This window comes from Pseudomonas sp. FYR_2 (genome assembly GCF_043106425.1).
GTDB classification, from domain to species: Bacteria; Pseudomonadota; Gammaproteobacteria; order Pseudomonadales; family Pseudomonadaceae; genus Aquipseudomonas; species Aquipseudomonas monteilii.
The window spans coordinates 1-13,779 of record NZ_JBICMM010000001.1; the positions used below are offsets into that span (position 1 = coordinate 1).

The window sequence follows — 13,779 nt, forward strand, 5'->3', positions numbered from 1 at the left end:
AAACATAAATCTTTAATTTTCAAAAAATACATCTGAAAAATTCTAACAAAACAGGAAATTATCCTTTACAGGTACCATGTTTCGGCACTATCTTCTGATCCAGGCCGCCACATCGGCCAACGTCGCTCGGACGGTTCCGGGCGCTTACGTACTCAGAGGAAGCCATGGCCAACCCAGGTTCGCCGCGCCGCTTTGCGCGCATTGATCGTCTCCCCCCTTACGTCTTCAATATCACTGCCGAACTCAAGATGGCTGCCCGCCGCCGTGGCGAGGACATCATCGACCTGAGCATGGGCAACCCCGATGGCGCCACCCCGCCGCACATCGTCGAGAAGCTGGTGCAGGTTGCCCAGCGTGAAGACACCCACGGCTACTCCACCTCTCGCGGTATCCCGCGCCTGCGGCGGGCCATTTCCAACTGGTACAAGGAACGCTACGAGGTCGACATCGACCCGGAAAGCGAAGCCATCGTCACTATCGGCTCCAAAGAGGGCCTGGCGCACCTGATGCTGGCCACCCTCGACCAGGGCGATACGGTACTGGTGCCCAACCCCAGCTATCCGATCCATATCTACGGTGCGGTCATTGCCGGTGCCCAGGTGCGTTCGGTGCCGCTGGTGCCGGGCGTGGACTTCTTCAACGAGCTGGAGCGGGCGATCCGCGAGTCGATCCCCAAGCCGAAGATGATGATCCTCGGTTTCCCGTCCAACCCTACTGCCCAATGCGTGGAGCTGGACTTCTTCGAGCGCGTGGTGGCGTTGGCCAAGCAGTACAACGTGCTGGTGGTGCACGACCTGGCCTACGCCGACATCGTCTACGACGGCTGGAAAGCCCCGTCGATCATGCAGGTGCCCGGCGCCAAGGACATTGCGGTGGAGTTCTTCACCTTGTCCAAAAGCTACAACATGGCGGGCTGGCGGATCGGCTTCATGGTCGGTAATCCCGAGCTGGTCAGTGCCTTGGCGCGGATCAAGAGCTATCACGACTACGGCACCTTCACCCCGCTGCAGGTCGCTGCCATCGCTGCGCTGGAAGGTGACCAGCAGTGCGTGCGCGACATCGCCGAGCAGTACCGCCAGCGTCGCAACCTGCTGGTAAAGGGGCTGCACGAACTGGGCTGGATGGTCGAGAACCCCAAGGCCTCGATGTACGTCTGGGCGAAGATTCCGGAGCAGTATGCGCACCTGGGGTCGCTGGAGTTTTCCAAGAAACTGCTGGCCGAGGCCAAGGTGTGCGTGTCGCCGGGGATTGGCTTTGGTGACTATGGCGATGACCATGTGCGCTTTGCCCTGATCGAAAACCAGGATCGCATTCGCCAGGCCATTCGCGGGATCCGGCAGATGTTCCGGGCCGATGGGTTGGCCCGCAAGTAAACCTGTCAGGGCCGCTTTGCGGCCCTTTCGCTACACGAGGCCGCTCTACCGGGGCCGTGCGAGCCCGTCGAGCGCGCAGGTTTTTCTGGGCAAAAAAAAAGGCCGCTGCAAGCCACAGCGGCCAATCGAGACGTTAGATCAAGGAGCTTCAAAATCTACGTCGGTGAACCTCGCAGGCCTGAAAGGCGGGGGGGAAGAGCCCTTCATGCCGGCCAGTGAGTTAAGAATAAGCGCTTGATCCTGTAGGAAAAATAGCTGCTTATGACATTCACCTTTACGTATCGGGCAATAGTGCTACAGGCGCTCACGCGGCCGGCGAATAGCCCATGCGCCAGCTGGTCTCTCGGGCCGCTGCCAGCAGCCGTTGCGCCGCCGGCCCATGTTCGTCGGCATGAAAAATCGACGTTGGCCCGACCACGGTCATCACGGCCACCACCTGCCCCAAGGCATTGAACACCGGTGCCGACAACGCATCCACACCTGGCATCAGCAGGCCGTGCACATGGTGCAGCCCACGGTCGCGAATGCCGGCCAATACCGCCTGGTAGTCCTCTGCATTGTGGTGTAGGGCGGCCAGCTCGCGGTCGCGCAACTCCACGGTCTCGCGCTCGGGCAGGTAGGCGGCGAACACCAGGCCGGTAGAGGAGGTAAGCAGCGGTAGCACCGAGCCGATTTGCGTGACCACGGTGACCGCACGCACTGCCGGTTCAATGCTGACCACGGTCGCGCCCTGGTTACCCCACACGGCAATGAAGCAGCTCTCGTTCAGTTCATCGCGCAATTGCGACAGCGGCAGGGCGGCAATCTTCAACACATCAATGCTGCCCAGCGCCGCCAACCCCACCCGCAATGCTTCGCGACCCAAACCGTAATGGTTGGTGGCACTGTCCTGCTCCGCAAAGCCACTGGCAATCAACGCCTGCAGATAACGGTGCACCTTGCTCGCCGGCATTTGCACATGTTCCGCCAGGCGTGACAGCGAAGTGGAAGGAGAGAGCTCTGCAAGCGCCTTCAGGATGTCGGTGCCGACCTCCGCCGAGCGGACTTTCTGCTTGCCGTTGTCGGCGGGGGAGCTGGCTTTGGTCATGGATATCGGCTTCCGGATTCTTCAAGTCGGGCCTTTATAGCTTGACGCCAAGCGCGGGGCAAATTACGTTATTCGTAATCTGATTACGATAAAAACAATGCAGACGCGCTGTCACCCCACACCGGGCCAGCAGCCAGCTGCCCGCAACGGCTCGGCCAGAGCCCGGAGGCATCGATGAATCGCGACACCTCACCCGACCTTCACTACCTCAGCGGCTTCGGCAACGAATTTGCCAGCGAAGCACTGCCAGGGGCTTTGCCGGTCGGGCAGAACTCCCCGCAGAAGGCGCCCTATGGGCTGTATGCCGAATTGCTCTCGGGCACGGCGTTCACCATGGCCCGCAGTGAGCTACGCCGTACCTGGCTTTATCGTATTCGCCCGTCTGCACTGCACCCACGTTTCGAGCGCCTGGCGCGCCAGCCGCTGAGCGGGCCGTTGGGTGGCATCAACCCTAATCGCCTGCGCTGGAGCCCGCAGCCGATCCCTGCCGAACCGACCGACTTCATCGAGGGCTGGCTGCCGATGGTGGCCAACGCTGCTGCGGAAAAACCGGCCGGTGTGAGTATTTACATCTACCGCGCCAACCGTTCCATGGAGCGTGTTTTCTTCAACGCCGACGGTGAACTGCTGCTGGTGCCGGAGCTGGGCCGCCTGCGCATTGCCACCGAGCTGGGCGTGATGGAGGTCGAACCGCTGGAGATCGCGGTGATTCCTCGCGGCATGAAGTTCCGTGTCGAACTGCTCGATGGCCAGGCCCGCGGCTACATCGCCGAAAACCATGGCGCGCCGCTACGCATCCCGGACCTGGGCCCTATCGGCAGCAATGGCCTGGCCAACCCGCGCGACTTCCTCACCCCGGTGGCGCACTACGAAGAAGCCGAAGGGCCGGTGCAACTGGTGCAAAAGTTCCTCGGCGAGCACTGGGCTTGCGAACTGCAGCATTCGCCGCTGGATGTGGTGGCCTGGCACGGCAGCAACGTCCCGTACAAATACGACCTGCGCCGCTTCAACACCATCGGTACCGTCAGCTTCGACCACCCGGACCCCTCGATCTTCACCGTGCTGACTTCGCCGACCAGCGTACATGGCCTGGCCAACATGGACTTCGTGATCTTCCCGCCACGCTGGATGGTGGCCGAGAACACCTTCCGTCCACCTTGGTTCCACCGCAACCTGATGAACGAGTTCATGGGCCTGATCAACGGTGCCTACGATGCCAAGGCCGAAGGCTTCCTGCCGGGTGGTGCCTCGTTGCACGGGGTGATGAGCGCCCATGGTCCCGACGCCGAAACCTGCGAAAAGGCCATTGCCGCCGACCTGGCGCCGCACAAGATCGACAACACCATGGCTTTCATGTTCGAGACCAGCCAAGTGCTGCGCCCGAGCCAGCAAGCCCTTGAATGCCCGCAATTGCAGGCCGACTACGATAGTTGCTGGGCCACCTTGCCGAGCACCTTCAACCCGAACCGGAGATAACCCATGAACCACACTGCCAATGCCCGTAGCTGGGTCGAGCACGCCAACGGGCACTGCGACTTCCCGCTGCAGAACCTGCCGATGGGTATTTTCAGCCGGCCGGGTGAAGCCAAACGCTGTGGCGTGGCCATCGGTGACGCGATCCTCGACCTGGAAGCGGTGCTGGCTGCCGGCCTGTTCGACGGTGCTGCCAAGTCTGCCGTCGAAGCCACCCGCGGTGGCGCGCTGAACGCATTCTTCGCCTTGGGCCGCAGTGCCCGTGTGGCGCTGCGCGAGCGTTTGCAGGCGCTGCTTGGCGAGCACAGCGAGCACCAGTCGGCGTTGAAGCCGGCGCTGATCCCGGCCAGCGACTGCCAACTGCATGTGCCCGCGCAGATCGGTGACTACACCGACTTCTACGTCGGCATCGAACACGCCAAAAACGTGGGCAAGCTGTTCCGCCCCGATAATCCGCTGCTGCCCAACTACAAGTACGTGCCGATCGGTTATCACGGCCGCGCCTCCACCATCCGCCCATCGGGCACCAATGTGCGCCGGCCCAAGGGCCAGACCTTGCCGGCCGGGCACACCGAGCCTAGCTTCGGCCCTTGCGCACGCCTGGACTACGAACTGGAGTTGGGCATCTGGATTGGCCAGGGCAATGACATGGGGCAGGCGATCCCGGTAGGCGATGCCGCCGAGCACGTGGCTGGCCTGTGTCTGCTCAACGACTGGTCGGCGCGCGATATCCAGGCTTGGGAATACCAGCCCCTGGGGCCGTTCCTGTCCAAGAGCTTCATCACCACCATTTCCCCCTGGGTGGTCACTGCCGAAGCGCTGGAGCCGTTCCGCTGCGCCCAGCCGGCGCGCCCGGAAGGCGACCCACAGCCACTGTCGTACCTGCTGGACAAGCGCGACCAGGCCGCCGGTGCCTATGATATCGAGCTTGAAGTGCTGCTGCTGACCCAGCGCATGCGTGAGCAGGGCGTTGCCCCACACCGCCTGACCCTGAGCAACACCCGCAGCATGTACTGGACCGTGGCGCAGCTGGTGGCGCACCACAGCGTCAACGGCTGCCAGCTGCAACCAGGCGATCTGTTCGGTTCGGGCACCTTGTCGGGTGCCACACCAGGTTCGTTCGGCAGCCTGCTGGAGATCACCGAGGGCGGCAAGCTGCCGGTGGAACTGGCCAGCGGCGAGGTGCGCAAGTTCCTCGAAGACGGCGACGAAATCATCCTGCGTGCACGCTGCACGCGCGACGGCGTGGCCAGCATCGGCTTCGGCGAATGCCGTGGCACGGTCATCGCGGCCAACTGAGGAGAGGCGGGCATGGAGCTGTACACCTATTACCGTTCCACCTCGTCCTACCGGGTGCGCATTGCCCTGGCACTAAAGGGGCTGGCTTACCAGCCCCTGCCGGTCAACCTGTTGCAGGGTGAGCAGCGTGGGGCGGGCTATGTTGCCATCAACCCACAGGGCCGCGTACCGGCCTTGCGCACCGATGGCGGTGAATTGCTGGTGCAGTCACCGGCAATCATCGAGTACCTGGAAGAGGTTTATCCACAGCCCGCGTTGCTGCCGGCCACGGCCGAGGCGCGTGCCAAAGTGCGCGGTGTAGCGGCAATCATTGGCTGCGACATCCACCCGCTGCACAACGTAAGCGTGCTCAACCGGCTGCGCCAGGCCGGGCAGGACGAGGGGCAGGTCAATCAATGGATCGGCCACTGGATCAGCCAAGGGTTGGCGGCAGTGGAGCAACTGATTGGTGATCAAGGCTTTTGTTTCGGTGATCAACCGGGGCTGGCGGATGTGTACCTGATCCCGCAGCTGTATGCCGCCGAACGCTTCAACATCGACCTGAGCAGCTTCCCGCGTATCCTGCGGGTTGCCGCACTGGCCGCCGGGCATCCGGCGTTCACCCAGGCCCACCCCGCCCAGCAGCCGGACAGCCCGGCTCAGTGAAGCGAACGGTTCGCCGCCGGAAGCTTGCCGATGCGTTCGGACAGCTTCAGGCGCTGGGCCGGATCTTCTGTCAGTAGTAGCGCATGCTCCAGGTCGAAGCGCTCGGCCTGTGGGCAATCCAGGTGCTGGTACAACGAGGCGCGGGTCATGTAGTCACTGACCTGCACCGGCCCCAACTGCATGACCCGTTCAGCATCGATCAACGCCGCCAGGTGGTTGTCGTTGCTGATGTGCAGCTGGCGCAGGTTGCGTGACAGGCGTTGCAGCATCTGCAGCGGGGTGGCGCTGCGCATGTGCTCGGCCGTCAGCGCAACATGCGGCCCGAACTGGCGGGCCAGCAGCTCACGGCAATCGTTGGGGTACAGGCGCCGGCCACCGCAGGGGTCGAGCAGGTGGTCGGCGCCCGGTACACGCAGCAGGAAATGGCCAGGAAAGCCCACACCCTCCAGCGGAATGGACAGGCGCCCGGCCAGTTCCAGGGCGAGGATGGCCAGGGTCAGCGGTTGGCCACGGCGGCGTTGCAGCACCTTGTCCATCATCGCTGCTTGCGGGCGCAGGGGGTGGTACTCATCCTGCTGGAAGCCCAGCGCATTGAGCTGGCGCAGCAGCGGCTGGGCCAGTTCGCACAGGGGCAGCATCGGCAGGTTGGTGCTGATATCGCGCTGCAGGTCTTGCAGCACGGCAAGGCTGGCCGCGGGCTCGACACTCCGGTCGTGCTCGGCGGCAATCCACAATGTGGCTTCCAGCAGGGCGACAGGCTCGCGTTCCAGGCAGGCCAGGCAGGCTTGACGTGGGTTCATGGGGCTTCTCCACACACGCTTGAGTATTAGCCGTGGCGCGCGGTTTCGTCCAGTGGTCCGGCGGCGGCATCAGCTTCAGCGCGGTGCCTATACTGGAGGGAGCACCTTATGGGGGGCCTGTCGATGTTCGCTCTGATGCAAAGCACCCGTACCCAGTCCTTGCACCTGTTCAACGACCCGCCTACGGGCCTGAAAGCGGTTGTGGCGATCCACAGTGAGCAACTGGGCCCGGCCATGGGCGGGTGCCGGTACCTGCCTTATGCCGATGACGAAAGCGCCATGACCGATGCCATTCGCCTGGCCCAGGGCATGAGCTACAAGGCGGCGTTGGCGGGCTTGCCACTGGGCGGTGGCAAGGCGGTGATCATGCGCAACCCGCATGTGGAAAACCGGGCCGCACTGTTCGAGGCCTTTGGCCGCTTCATCGATACCTTGCACGGGCGTTTCATCATCGCCGTGGACAGCGGCACCTCGACCCTGGACATGGACTGCATTGCTCAGAGCACACCCCATGTGACCAGTACCACCGCATCGGGTGATCCCTCGCCACATGCGGCGATGGGGGTGTTCGCGGGTATTCGCGCCACCACCTCGTTCCGGCTGGGCAGTGATGACCTCAGAGGCCTGCGGGTAGCGGTGCAGGGCTTGGGCAATGTCGGTTTTGCGTTGGCGGAGCAACTGCATGCAGTGGGCGCGGAGCTGCTGGTCAGCGACCTGGACCCAGGACGTGTGCGGCTGGCGATGGAGCAGTTCGATGCCAAGCCTGTGACCAACGATGCGTTGATCAGCACCCCTTGCGACATCTTCGCCCCTTGCGGCGTGGGGCCGGTGCTGAACGGGCAAAGCGTGATGCAGTTGCGTTGTGCGGCGGTGGCGGGAGCGGCGAACAACCAGCTGACCACCTTGCAGGTGGCCGACCAACTGGAGTCGCGCGGGATATTGTATGCGCCTGACTACGTGATCAATGCCGGTGGTTTGATCTACGTGGCGCTGACGCATCGTGGCGAGGATTTGGGCACCATCACCGCGCACTTGGCGCGGATACCGTCACGGCTGACCGAAGTGTTCGGCCATGCCCAGGCGGAGAAGCGTTCTCCGGCGCGGGTGGCGCAGATGCTGGCGGAACGGTTGCTTTACGGCTGAATGTTGATGTTGGCCTTACCGGCCTCTTCGCGGGCAAGCCCGCTCCCACAAGTACTCCACAGGCTTCAAGACTTGTGCAATACCTGTGGGAGCGGGCCTGCCCGCGAAGCAGGCGGCGCCGATCTCACTCGGCAGCACCACTTTCCAGCAACTCGCCCAACGCATCCGGCTGGCTCTTGAACGCCCGGGCAAACACATCGCGGTTCTTGGCCATGTAGATACCGGCTTCCTCAACCTGCTGCTCAGTCAGCGACGGCACTGCCTTGTGCAGCACTTCGGCCAGGCGCTCGGCCAGTTCGAGCATCTTGTCGTGACGGTCTGCTTCGGCCTTATCCATGAACAAGCGCTCCGGGTCGCGGCTGCTGCGGTACACCACTTCGACGGCCATTCATCACCTCTATGCCTTTTTGCTGGTTGTGTTGCAGTTTACTGTATGCGCATACAGTAATGGCATTGCCATCATCACGCAACCTGATTCTTCAGCCTGGCCCACACGTGCCTTGCGGCAATCGGTCGCCTTCCAAGCCAAGGGCCTGGCCCTTTAACTGCATGGCACAAGCGTCACACCGGTGACGCATCATCCTTAAAGACGTATCGGGGAATGGAACATCGTGAACATCAAATGGGCAGACAAGCTACGCAAAGGCCTGCATGGTTCGGCCGACTCGCTGGGCAACCTGTGCGTCGAGGCCTTCCATTACCTGGCGCTGTTCGGCATTGGCGCGATTACCGCCTATGCGGCGGTGGTCACCTTCCTGGACATGCTCGGCAAGGGCGGGGTCAGTGTCGATGACATTCTGCTGCTGTTCATCTACCTGGAACTGGGGGCGATGGTGGGCATCTACTTCAAGACCAACCACATGCCGATCCGCTTCCTGCTGTACGTGGCGATTACCGCGCTGACCCGCCTGCTGATCGGCGATGTCTCGCACCACAAGGCGCCGGACGAAGGGCTGTTGTACCTGTGCGGGGGCATCCTGCTGCTGGCGTTCTCGATTCTGGTGGTGCGCTACGCTTCGTATCGCTACCCCTCGACCAAGGTGCTGGATGCCAACGGCAAGGAAGTGGAGGAGGGCAAGTAGCCCTCAGTTGGCAACGACGTGGCGCGGCTCGTGACGGGCGTCGCGGGTCAGCGCGGCCAGCACCTGCATGGGGTTCTGGCTGAATTCGATGGCCAGGCCCAGGCGAATGCTGTCGATCACCCGTTGCAGGCGCACCGGGTCGTTGCGCTGGGCCTGGGAGACGAGGCGCCTGGCGACCACACCGGCATCGTCGGACAGGGTCAGCATGATGCTGCCGTCGAGGTTTGTGATGCTGAGGTTGACCCGGTATTCGGGGGCGAATGCAGCGCTGATTCGTTCGAATGGGTTGTTCATGCTCTTGCTTCTGCAGCGAATGACTGCAGAAGTTGACTGGCAACGCGGCGGGTTGGTTCACTGCCGTTGATCGCTACAAACAAAAACGCCCGGCTTCAGGCCGGGCGTTTTGCATTGCCGATCAGGCGTCTGGGTCACTCAGTTCCAGGGCGCCGCGCTTGCTGCGCAACTTGCCGTAGAAGTGTTCCAGCGCGTGGTTGAGCTTGGTGGCGGCACCGTCGACTGCCTGGTCCAGCGAAGTGGCGATGTGGGTCACGGAAATCGGTTGGTGGCCTTTTGGGCGAGCCTCCATCTGGCAGCGTTTGTCATGCGGTCCGGGCTTGGCGCCGTTCTCGTCGCGCAGGTGAACCTCGATGCGGGTGAGGTCTTCCTCGTACCGTTCCAGCGAGTTCTGCAGTGTGCTGCGGACCCACTGATCCAGCCGGGCGTTGCCTTCGAAATGGTTGCTGCTGTTGACCTGGATTTGCATGATTCAATCCTTATTCAGCTTGCTCGCATGGAGGCGCGCCTAGGCCCTTGAGACCCTTGGAATTTCTGCGCCTCTTGACTCTAAGGTCAGGCAACTGCGGAATGAATTCAAGCCCTTTTTGAAAATAAATTTCTTGTTGCAAAAGGGGCTACAAAGCGGCCCCCCATTTGCTGCAGGTCAGAATTCGCGTTGCGTGCACCACCGGCGCGGACGCGGTAGTAAGAATTTTTCGCATTTTAGGGGTGGCCGTCTGTTTCGGCAAACGTCACCTGTCAGCAGGCTTTGCTTATGAGAATTGAAATCATTAGTATTGCAGCCCCGAAAACGCCCGGACCTTCGCCATGACGCGCAAAACCGCCGGCCTCCCGCTCAGTTACCGGCTGGGCGTTGCCTCACGCAGCCTGGCCGCGCTGCTGGGCGGCTATTTGCTGGCGTCGATGGCCAGCGTCTGTATTGCCTTGGTGGCGCCGTTGCCCAAGGTCGATGCCACGCTCACCGGCCTGTTGCTGTCGTTCGTCTTCTACCTGCTGGCGTTCATCTGGTGCTTCGCCTGCCGCAACGCCTGGCGTGCCTGGCTGGGTGTACTGGCGCCAAGCCTGTTGTTGGGCATGATCAGCGGCGTCGCCTACTGGATGAAAAACCCATGAAAGAAGGCTTTCGCCAGGCGATGGCCTGGCTGCACACCTGGACCGGCCTGATCTTCGGCTGGCTGCTGTTCGCCATCTTCCTCACCGGCACGCTGTCGTATTTCAAGGAAGAAATCACCCACTGGGCGCAGCCCGAAGTGCGCAGCCATGCCCTGGATCCGCTCAACAGCCTGGGTGTGGCCCAACGTTACCTGCAGGACAATGCCGGGCATTCGGGCACCTGGTTCATTCGCATGCCCAACGCGCGCGAGGCCGCCTTGAGCGTGGGCTACCGCGACCCCAATGGCGGGCCACGCGGGTTCGTGAGTAAAACCCTCGATACCCAGACCGGTCAGCCGGTTGAAGCGCGCGACAGCCGCGGTGGCGAGTTCTTCTACCGCTTCCACTTCCAGCTACAGATGCCTTACCCGTTCGGCCGATGGCTGTCGACCTTCTGCGCGTTCATCATGCTGTTGGGGCTGGTCACCGGCATCATCACCCACAAGAAGATCTTCAAGGAGTTCTTCACCTTCCGCCCCGGCAAGGGCCAACGCTCCTGGCTGGACGGGCACAACGCGATCGGAGTGCTGGTGCTGCCATTTCACCTGATGATCAGCTACAGCAGCCTGGTGCTGTTCATGTACATGGTGATGCCGGCGGGGATCATGGCCAGCTATGGCAATGACACCGACAAGTACTTCAACGACCTGTTCGGCCGCGACGATGCGCCCAAGGCGGCCCATGTGGCTGCACCGCTGGTGCCGTTGCCCAGCCTGTATGCCCAGGTGCAGGCACTGCAACCCCGCGCGCGTATTGGCAACATCCAGGTGCAGAACCCGGGCGACAGCAATGCCCGCGTCACCTTCACGCAATCGTCTGCCGACCATGTGGCGTATCGGCGCAGCGCCAACTGGACCTTCGATGGCGCCAGTGGCGAGCTGCTGAGCCAGGGCAAGCCAGAGAGCGGGGCAATGATGACCGCCTTCAGTTTCGCCGGGCTGCACATGGGCAACTTCGCGGGGCCTTGGTTGCGCTGGCTGTACTTCTTTTTTGGTGTGGCCGGTACTGCGGTGATCGGCACCGGGTTGGTGATGTGGCTGGGTAAGCGCCAGCTCAAGCACGCCAAGAGCGAGCGCATACCGGGCGAGCTGCGCCTGGTCGAGGTACTCAATATCGCCAGCATGAGCGGCTTGCTGCTGGCGGTGGCAGCTTTCTTCTGGGCCAACCGCCTGGTCCCGATAGGCTTCGAAGGCCGGGGCGACTGGGAGGTCAATGCCTTCTTCATCGTCTGGGGCCTTTCGCTGGTGCATGCGTTACTACGCAGCGGGCGCAGGGCCTGGGGCGAGCAACTGGCGTTGGGTGCGCTGGCCTTTGCCTTGCTGCCACTGCTCAACGGCCTGAGTACCCACCGCGGGCTGAACCATTCGCTGCTGGAGGGTGACTGGGCCATGGCCGGCTTCGACCTGACTGCCCTGGCCACCGGCCTGTTCCTGGCTTGGCTGGCCGGCAAGATGCTGCGCAGCCCCAAGCCGGTTGCCAAGCGCCCACGCGCAGCAAAAAAGCCGGGCACTGAAACAGCGGAGGCGAGCTGATGCTGGGTAACGCACTGATCGCATTCGCAGGTTTTGTCGCCCTGTGCTTGGCCATGGAAAAACACTTCAGCGACCTGCTCGGGCGCAAGCCGCGCCCTGGGCAGTTGCGGCTGTTGCGTATCGCCGGGTGGTTGCTGCTGATGCTGTCGCTGGTCCTCAGCGTGCACCTGCGTGGTTGGGCCCATGGGCTGGTGGAGTGGACGGCGGTGATAATGGCCGGGGTAACCCTCTGGGTGTTCGGCTTGCCTTACCAGCCGCGGCTGCTGCTGGGCCTGGCCGCCGCCAGCGTGGTGCTCGGCCCGTTGCTGGCCGTGTTTGCCGCGTGAAGCCGTGAGCGAGCAGGGGGACATCATCGAGCCCGACGCCGACAGTGCCGGCGGGCGTGCCCGTTTCGTCCAGGTGTTCCAGGCCCAACGGGCACGCATGGAAGCCTTGGTCAGGCGGCGCGTCGGCTGCCGCGCCACGGCATCGGACCTGGTTCAGGAGCTGTTTTTGCGCTTCTGGCGGCGCCCCGAAGTGAAGGTCGAGGCGCTGGACACCTACTTGCTGCGATGCGCTGGTAATCTCGCCATCGACCACCTGCGCAGTGAAGGCAGCCGCGAACGCGTGGCCGAAGCCGCGTTGCCGGTGGATGAAGTGGCCACGGCCCAGGCGCCAGAGCAGGCCCTGGAAGTGGACCACGACCTGCAACGCATCGAAGCCGCCTTGCGTGCATTACCCGAACGCACCCGGCAGATCTTTCTGCTCAACCGCATTCACGGCTGCAAGTACGGCGAAATCGCCAAGGCCATGCAACTGTCCCAGAGTGCCGTGGAAAAGCATATGATGCGCGCCCTTGAAGCGTGCAAGGCCAGTGTTGCCGAGCCCGCGCCCATTCCACGCCGGCCAGGGAGCGCCCGTCGATGAGCAGCATGCCCCCGATTACCGAGGCGCAATCCCAGGCCGCCCTGCAGTGGCTCAGCCGCATCAACGAGCAGCCCGCGCAAGCCGAGGGGGCGGCGTTCAAGCGGTGGTTGCTGGCCGACCCTGTTCACCGCGCCGCCTACGAACAGGCTCAGCTGTTGTGGCAGAAAAGCGCCGACCCTGCGCAGCGGTTGGCCGACGAAGAACAGCAAGCCTTGCAACGCTACCTCGATGCCATGGCCAGGCCGCCGGCCCGTGGTCCGTGGCGGCATGTGGCGGCGGTGTCGATGGCGATGGCGGCCTGTCTGGTGCTGGCCGTGGGTGTTGCCGGTGGTTGGCACCCGGGGTACTGGTTGCAGGACCTGCAGGCTGACTACGGCAGTGCCGGGCAGATTCGCCAGGTGACCTTGGCTGACCACTCGCAGGTCACGCTGGATGCCGGTAGCGCCATTGCTGTCGATTTCGCCAAGGGGGAGCGCCGTGTGCGGTTGCTTCATGGCGCGGCGTTTTTCCAGGTGACGCATACCGGCGAGCCGTTCCTGGTCGAAGCTGCCGGTGGCGAAGTTCGAGTGCTCGGCACCCAGTTCGAAGTGCGCGAGCAGGGGGAGGGCGCCCAGGTGACGGTACGCAGTGGGCGTGTGGGGGTTAGCCCTGCGCAGGGCACGTTGGCGCGTGAACTGACTGCCAACCAGCAGGTGAACTACAGCGCAGGCAGGTTAAGCGACACCCAGGCGGTGGATAGTGAAAACCGCCTGGCCTGGCGCCAGGGCTGGTTGAATTACTACCAGGTGCCACTGGCGCAGGTGGTGGAAGACCTCGGGCGCTATTACCCGGGGCGCATTCTGTTGCTGGATGGTGAACTGGGGCAGCGCAAGGTCAGCGGCAGTTTCCCAGTAGGCGAACCGTTGCTGGCGCTGGATTCGCTGGGCAAGGTGATGGGCTTTTCTCGGCAGACCGTGTTGGGGCGGTTGACCTTGATTCAGTAGTTGCCTG

Annotated in this window: 16 protein-coding genes; 11 read left to right on the forward strand and 5 right to left on the reverse strand. The window is 63.0% G+C overall.

Going from position 1 to position 13,779, the window contains the following annotated elements:
* Positions 1-164: 164 nt before the first annotated feature.
* The gene (gene alaC, locus ACF8R4_RS00005) at positions 165-1,373 is read left to right on the forward strand and encodes an alanine transaminase (protein ID WP_060499737.1); all 1,209 of its coding nucleotides are present in this window, start codon (positions 165-167) and stop codon (positions 1,371-1,373) included.
* Between the two features lie 304 nt (positions 1,374-1,677).
* Here the strand turns inward: alaC and ACF8R4_RS00010 are convergent, their stop codons facing one another.
* Complete coding sequence (locus tag ACF8R4_RS00010; RefSeq protein ID WP_060499738.1) at positions 1,678-2,460, reverse strand: IclR family transcriptional regulator; 783 nt, start codon at positions 2,458-2,460, stop codon at positions 1,678-1,680.
* A 174-nt stretch (positions 2,461-2,634) separates the two neighbouring features.
* On the opposite strand from ACF8R4_RS00010, the gene hmgA reads away from it, so the two are divergent.
* From hmgA to maiA, 3 genes are read left to right on the forward strand one after another with little or no spacing between them, the layout of a single operon-like run.
* On the forward strand, positions 2,635-3,936 hold the full coding sequence (gene hmgA, locus ACF8R4_RS00015) for a homogentisate 1,2-dioxygenase (RefSeq protein WP_060499739.1): 1,302 nt from the start codon (positions 2,635-2,637) through the stop codon (positions 3,934-3,936).
* Between the two features lie 3 nt (positions 3,937-3,939).
* The gene (fahA, locus tag ACF8R4_RS00020) at positions 3,940-5,232 is read left to right on the forward strand and encodes a fumarylacetoacetase (protein WP_060499740.1); all 1,293 of its coding nucleotides are present in this window, start codon (positions 3,940-3,942) and stop codon (positions 5,230-5,232) included.
* Between the two features lie 12 nt (positions 5,233-5,244).
* On the forward strand, positions 5,245-5,877 hold the full coding sequence (gene maiA / locus ACF8R4_RS00025; RefSeq protein ID WP_060499741.1) for a maleylacetoacetate isomerase: 633 nt from the start codon (positions 5,245-5,247) through the stop codon (positions 5,875-5,877).
* On the opposite strand, the gene ACF8R4_RS00030 is transcribed toward maiA, so the two are convergent.
* The gene (locus tag ACF8R4_RS00030) at positions 5,871-6,677 is read right to left on the reverse strand and encodes a SirB1 family protein (protein WP_104833399.1); all 807 of its coding nucleotides are present in this window, start codon (positions 6,675-6,677) and stop codon (positions 5,871-5,873) included. The genes maiA and ACF8R4_RS00030 overlap by 7 nt on opposite strands.
* A 123-nt stretch (positions 6,678-6,800) precedes the next feature.
* On the opposite strand from ACF8R4_RS00030, the gene ACF8R4_RS00035 reads away from it, so the two are divergent.
* Entirely contained in the window at positions 6,801-7,820 is a 1,020-nt protein-coding gene (locus ACF8R4_RS00035; RefSeq protein WP_025753991.1) for a Glu/Leu/Phe/Val dehydrogenase dimerization domain-containing protein, read from the forward strand.
* A gap of 124 nt (positions 7,821-7,944) precedes the next feature.
* On the opposite strand, the gene ACF8R4_RS00040 is transcribed toward ACF8R4_RS00035, so the two are convergent.
* Positions 7,945-8,208: a YebG family protein gene (locus ACF8R4_RS00040; RefSeq protein ID WP_156868244.1), complete on the reverse strand. Its 264-nt coding sequence runs from the start codon at positions 8,206-8,208 to the stop codon at positions 7,945-7,947.
* A 223-nt stretch (positions 8,209-8,431) separates the two neighbouring features.
* Here ACF8R4_RS00040 and ACF8R4_RS00045 point away from each other — a divergent pair, with 223 nt between their 5' ends.
* Complete coding sequence (locus tag ACF8R4_RS00045; RefSeq protein WP_016713487.1) at positions 8,432-8,902, forward strand: phosphate-starvation-inducible protein PsiE; 471 nt, start codon at positions 8,432-8,434, stop codon at positions 8,900-8,902.
* 3 nt (positions 8,903-8,905) lie between these two features.
* Here the strand turns inward: ACF8R4_RS00045 and ACF8R4_RS00050 are convergent, their stop codons facing one another.
* Together ACF8R4_RS00050 and ACF8R4_RS00055 are read right to left on the reverse strand one after the other, a co-directional pair.
* A complete protein-coding gene (locus ACF8R4_RS00050) occupies positions 8,906-9,196 on the reverse strand; it encodes a DUF3509 domain-containing protein (RefSeq protein WP_060499744.1) in 291 nt (96 codons plus the stop codon).
* Positions 9,197-9,317: 121 nt separating this feature from the next.
* On the reverse strand, positions 9,318-9,665 hold the full coding sequence (locus tag ACF8R4_RS00055; protein WP_060499745.1) for an HPF/RaiA family ribosome-associated protein: 348 nt from the start codon (positions 9,663-9,665) through the stop codon (positions 9,318-9,320).
* 341 nt (positions 9,666-10,006) lie between these two features.
* On the opposite strand from ACF8R4_RS00055, the gene ACF8R4_RS00060 reads away from it, so the two are divergent.
* The 5 genes from ACF8R4_RS00060 to ACF8R4_RS00080 are packed head-to-tail and all read left to right on the forward strand — an operon-like array spanning position 10,007 to position 13,772.
* Positions 10,007-10,312: a DUF3649 domain-containing protein gene (locus ACF8R4_RS00060; protein WP_016713490.1), complete on the forward strand. Its 306-nt coding sequence runs from the start codon at positions 10,007-10,009 to the stop codon at positions 10,310-10,312.
* A complete protein-coding gene (locus ACF8R4_RS00065; protein ID WP_164524145.1) occupies positions 10,309-11,883 on the forward strand; it encodes a PepSY domain-containing protein in 1,575 nt (524 codons plus the stop codon). The genes ACF8R4_RS00060 and ACF8R4_RS00065 overlap by 4 nt, the downstream gene beginning before the upstream one ends.
* A complete protein-coding gene (locus ACF8R4_RS00070; RefSeq protein WP_060499747.1) occupies positions 11,883-12,209 on the forward strand; it encodes a DUF3325 domain-containing protein in 327 nt (108 codons plus the stop codon). The genes ACF8R4_RS00065 and ACF8R4_RS00070 overlap by 1 nt, the downstream gene beginning before the upstream one ends.
* 4 nt (positions 12,210-12,213) lie before the next feature.
* A complete protein-coding gene (locus ACF8R4_RS00075; protein WP_104835383.1) occupies positions 12,214-12,789 on the forward strand; it encodes an RNA polymerase sigma factor in 576 nt (191 codons plus the stop codon).
* Complete coding sequence (locus ACF8R4_RS00080; protein ID WP_164524146.1) at positions 12,786-13,772, forward strand: FecR family protein; 987 nt, start codon at positions 12,786-12,788, stop codon at positions 13,770-13,772. Before ACF8R4_RS00075 ends, ACF8R4_RS00080 begins: the two co-directional genes overlap by 4 nt.
* The last annotated feature ends 7 nt before the right edge of the window (positions 13,773-13,779 follow it).

Coding starts and splice junctions, on each gene's coding strand:
- hmgA (WP_060499739.1), top strand. CDS start 2,635: ATGAATCGCGACACCTCACCCGACCTTCACTACCTCAGCGGCTTCGGC.
- ACF8R4_RS00040 (WP_156868244.1), bottom strand. CDS start 8,208: ATGGCCGTCGAAGTGGTGTACCGCAGCAGCCGCGACCCGGAGCGCTTG.
- ACF8R4_RS00060 (WP_016713490.1), top strand. CDS start 10,007: ATGACGCGCAAAACCGCCGGCCTCCCGCTCAGTTACCGGCTGGGCGTT.
- ACF8R4_RS00080 (WP_164524146.1), top strand. CDS start 12,786: ATGAGCAGCATGCCCCCGATTACCGAGGCGCAATCCCAGGCCGCCCTG.
- ACF8R4_RS00010 (WP_060499738.1), bottom strand. CDS start 2,460: ATGACCAAAGCCAGCTCCCCCGCCGACAACGGCAAGCAGAAAGTCCGC.
- ACF8R4_RS00070 (WP_060499747.1), top strand. CDS start 11,883: ATGCTGGGTAACGCACTGATCGCATTCGCAGGTTTTGTCGCCCTGTGC.
- fahA (WP_060499740.1), top strand. CDS start 3,940: ATGAACCACACTGCCAATGCCCGTAGCTGGGTCGAGCACGCCAACGGG.
- ACF8R4_RS00055 (WP_060499745.1), bottom strand. CDS start 9,665: ATGCAAATCCAGGTCAACAGCAGCAACCATTTCGAAGGCAACGCCCGG.
- maiA (WP_060499741.1), top strand. CDS start 5,245: ATGGAGCTGTACACCTATTACCGTTCCACCTCGTCCTACCGGGTGCGC.
- ACF8R4_RS00065 (WP_164524145.1), top strand. CDS start 10,309: ATGAAAGAAGGCTTTCGCCAGGCGATGGCCTGGCTGCACACCTGGACC.
- ACF8R4_RS00050 (WP_060499744.1), bottom strand. CDS start 9,196: ATGAACAACCCATTCGAACGAATCAGCGCTGCATTCGCCCCCGAATAC.
- alaC (WP_060499737.1), top strand. CDS start 165: ATGGCCAACCCAGGTTCGCCGCGCCGCTTTGCGCGCATTGATCGTCTC.
- ACF8R4_RS00030 (WP_104833399.1), bottom strand. CDS start 6,677: ATGAACCCACGTCAAGCCTGCCTGGCCTGCCTGGAACGCGAGCCTGTC.
- ACF8R4_RS00035 (WP_025753991.1), top strand. CDS start 6,801: ATGTTCGCTCTGATGCAAAGCACCCGTACCCAGTCCTTGCACCTGTTC.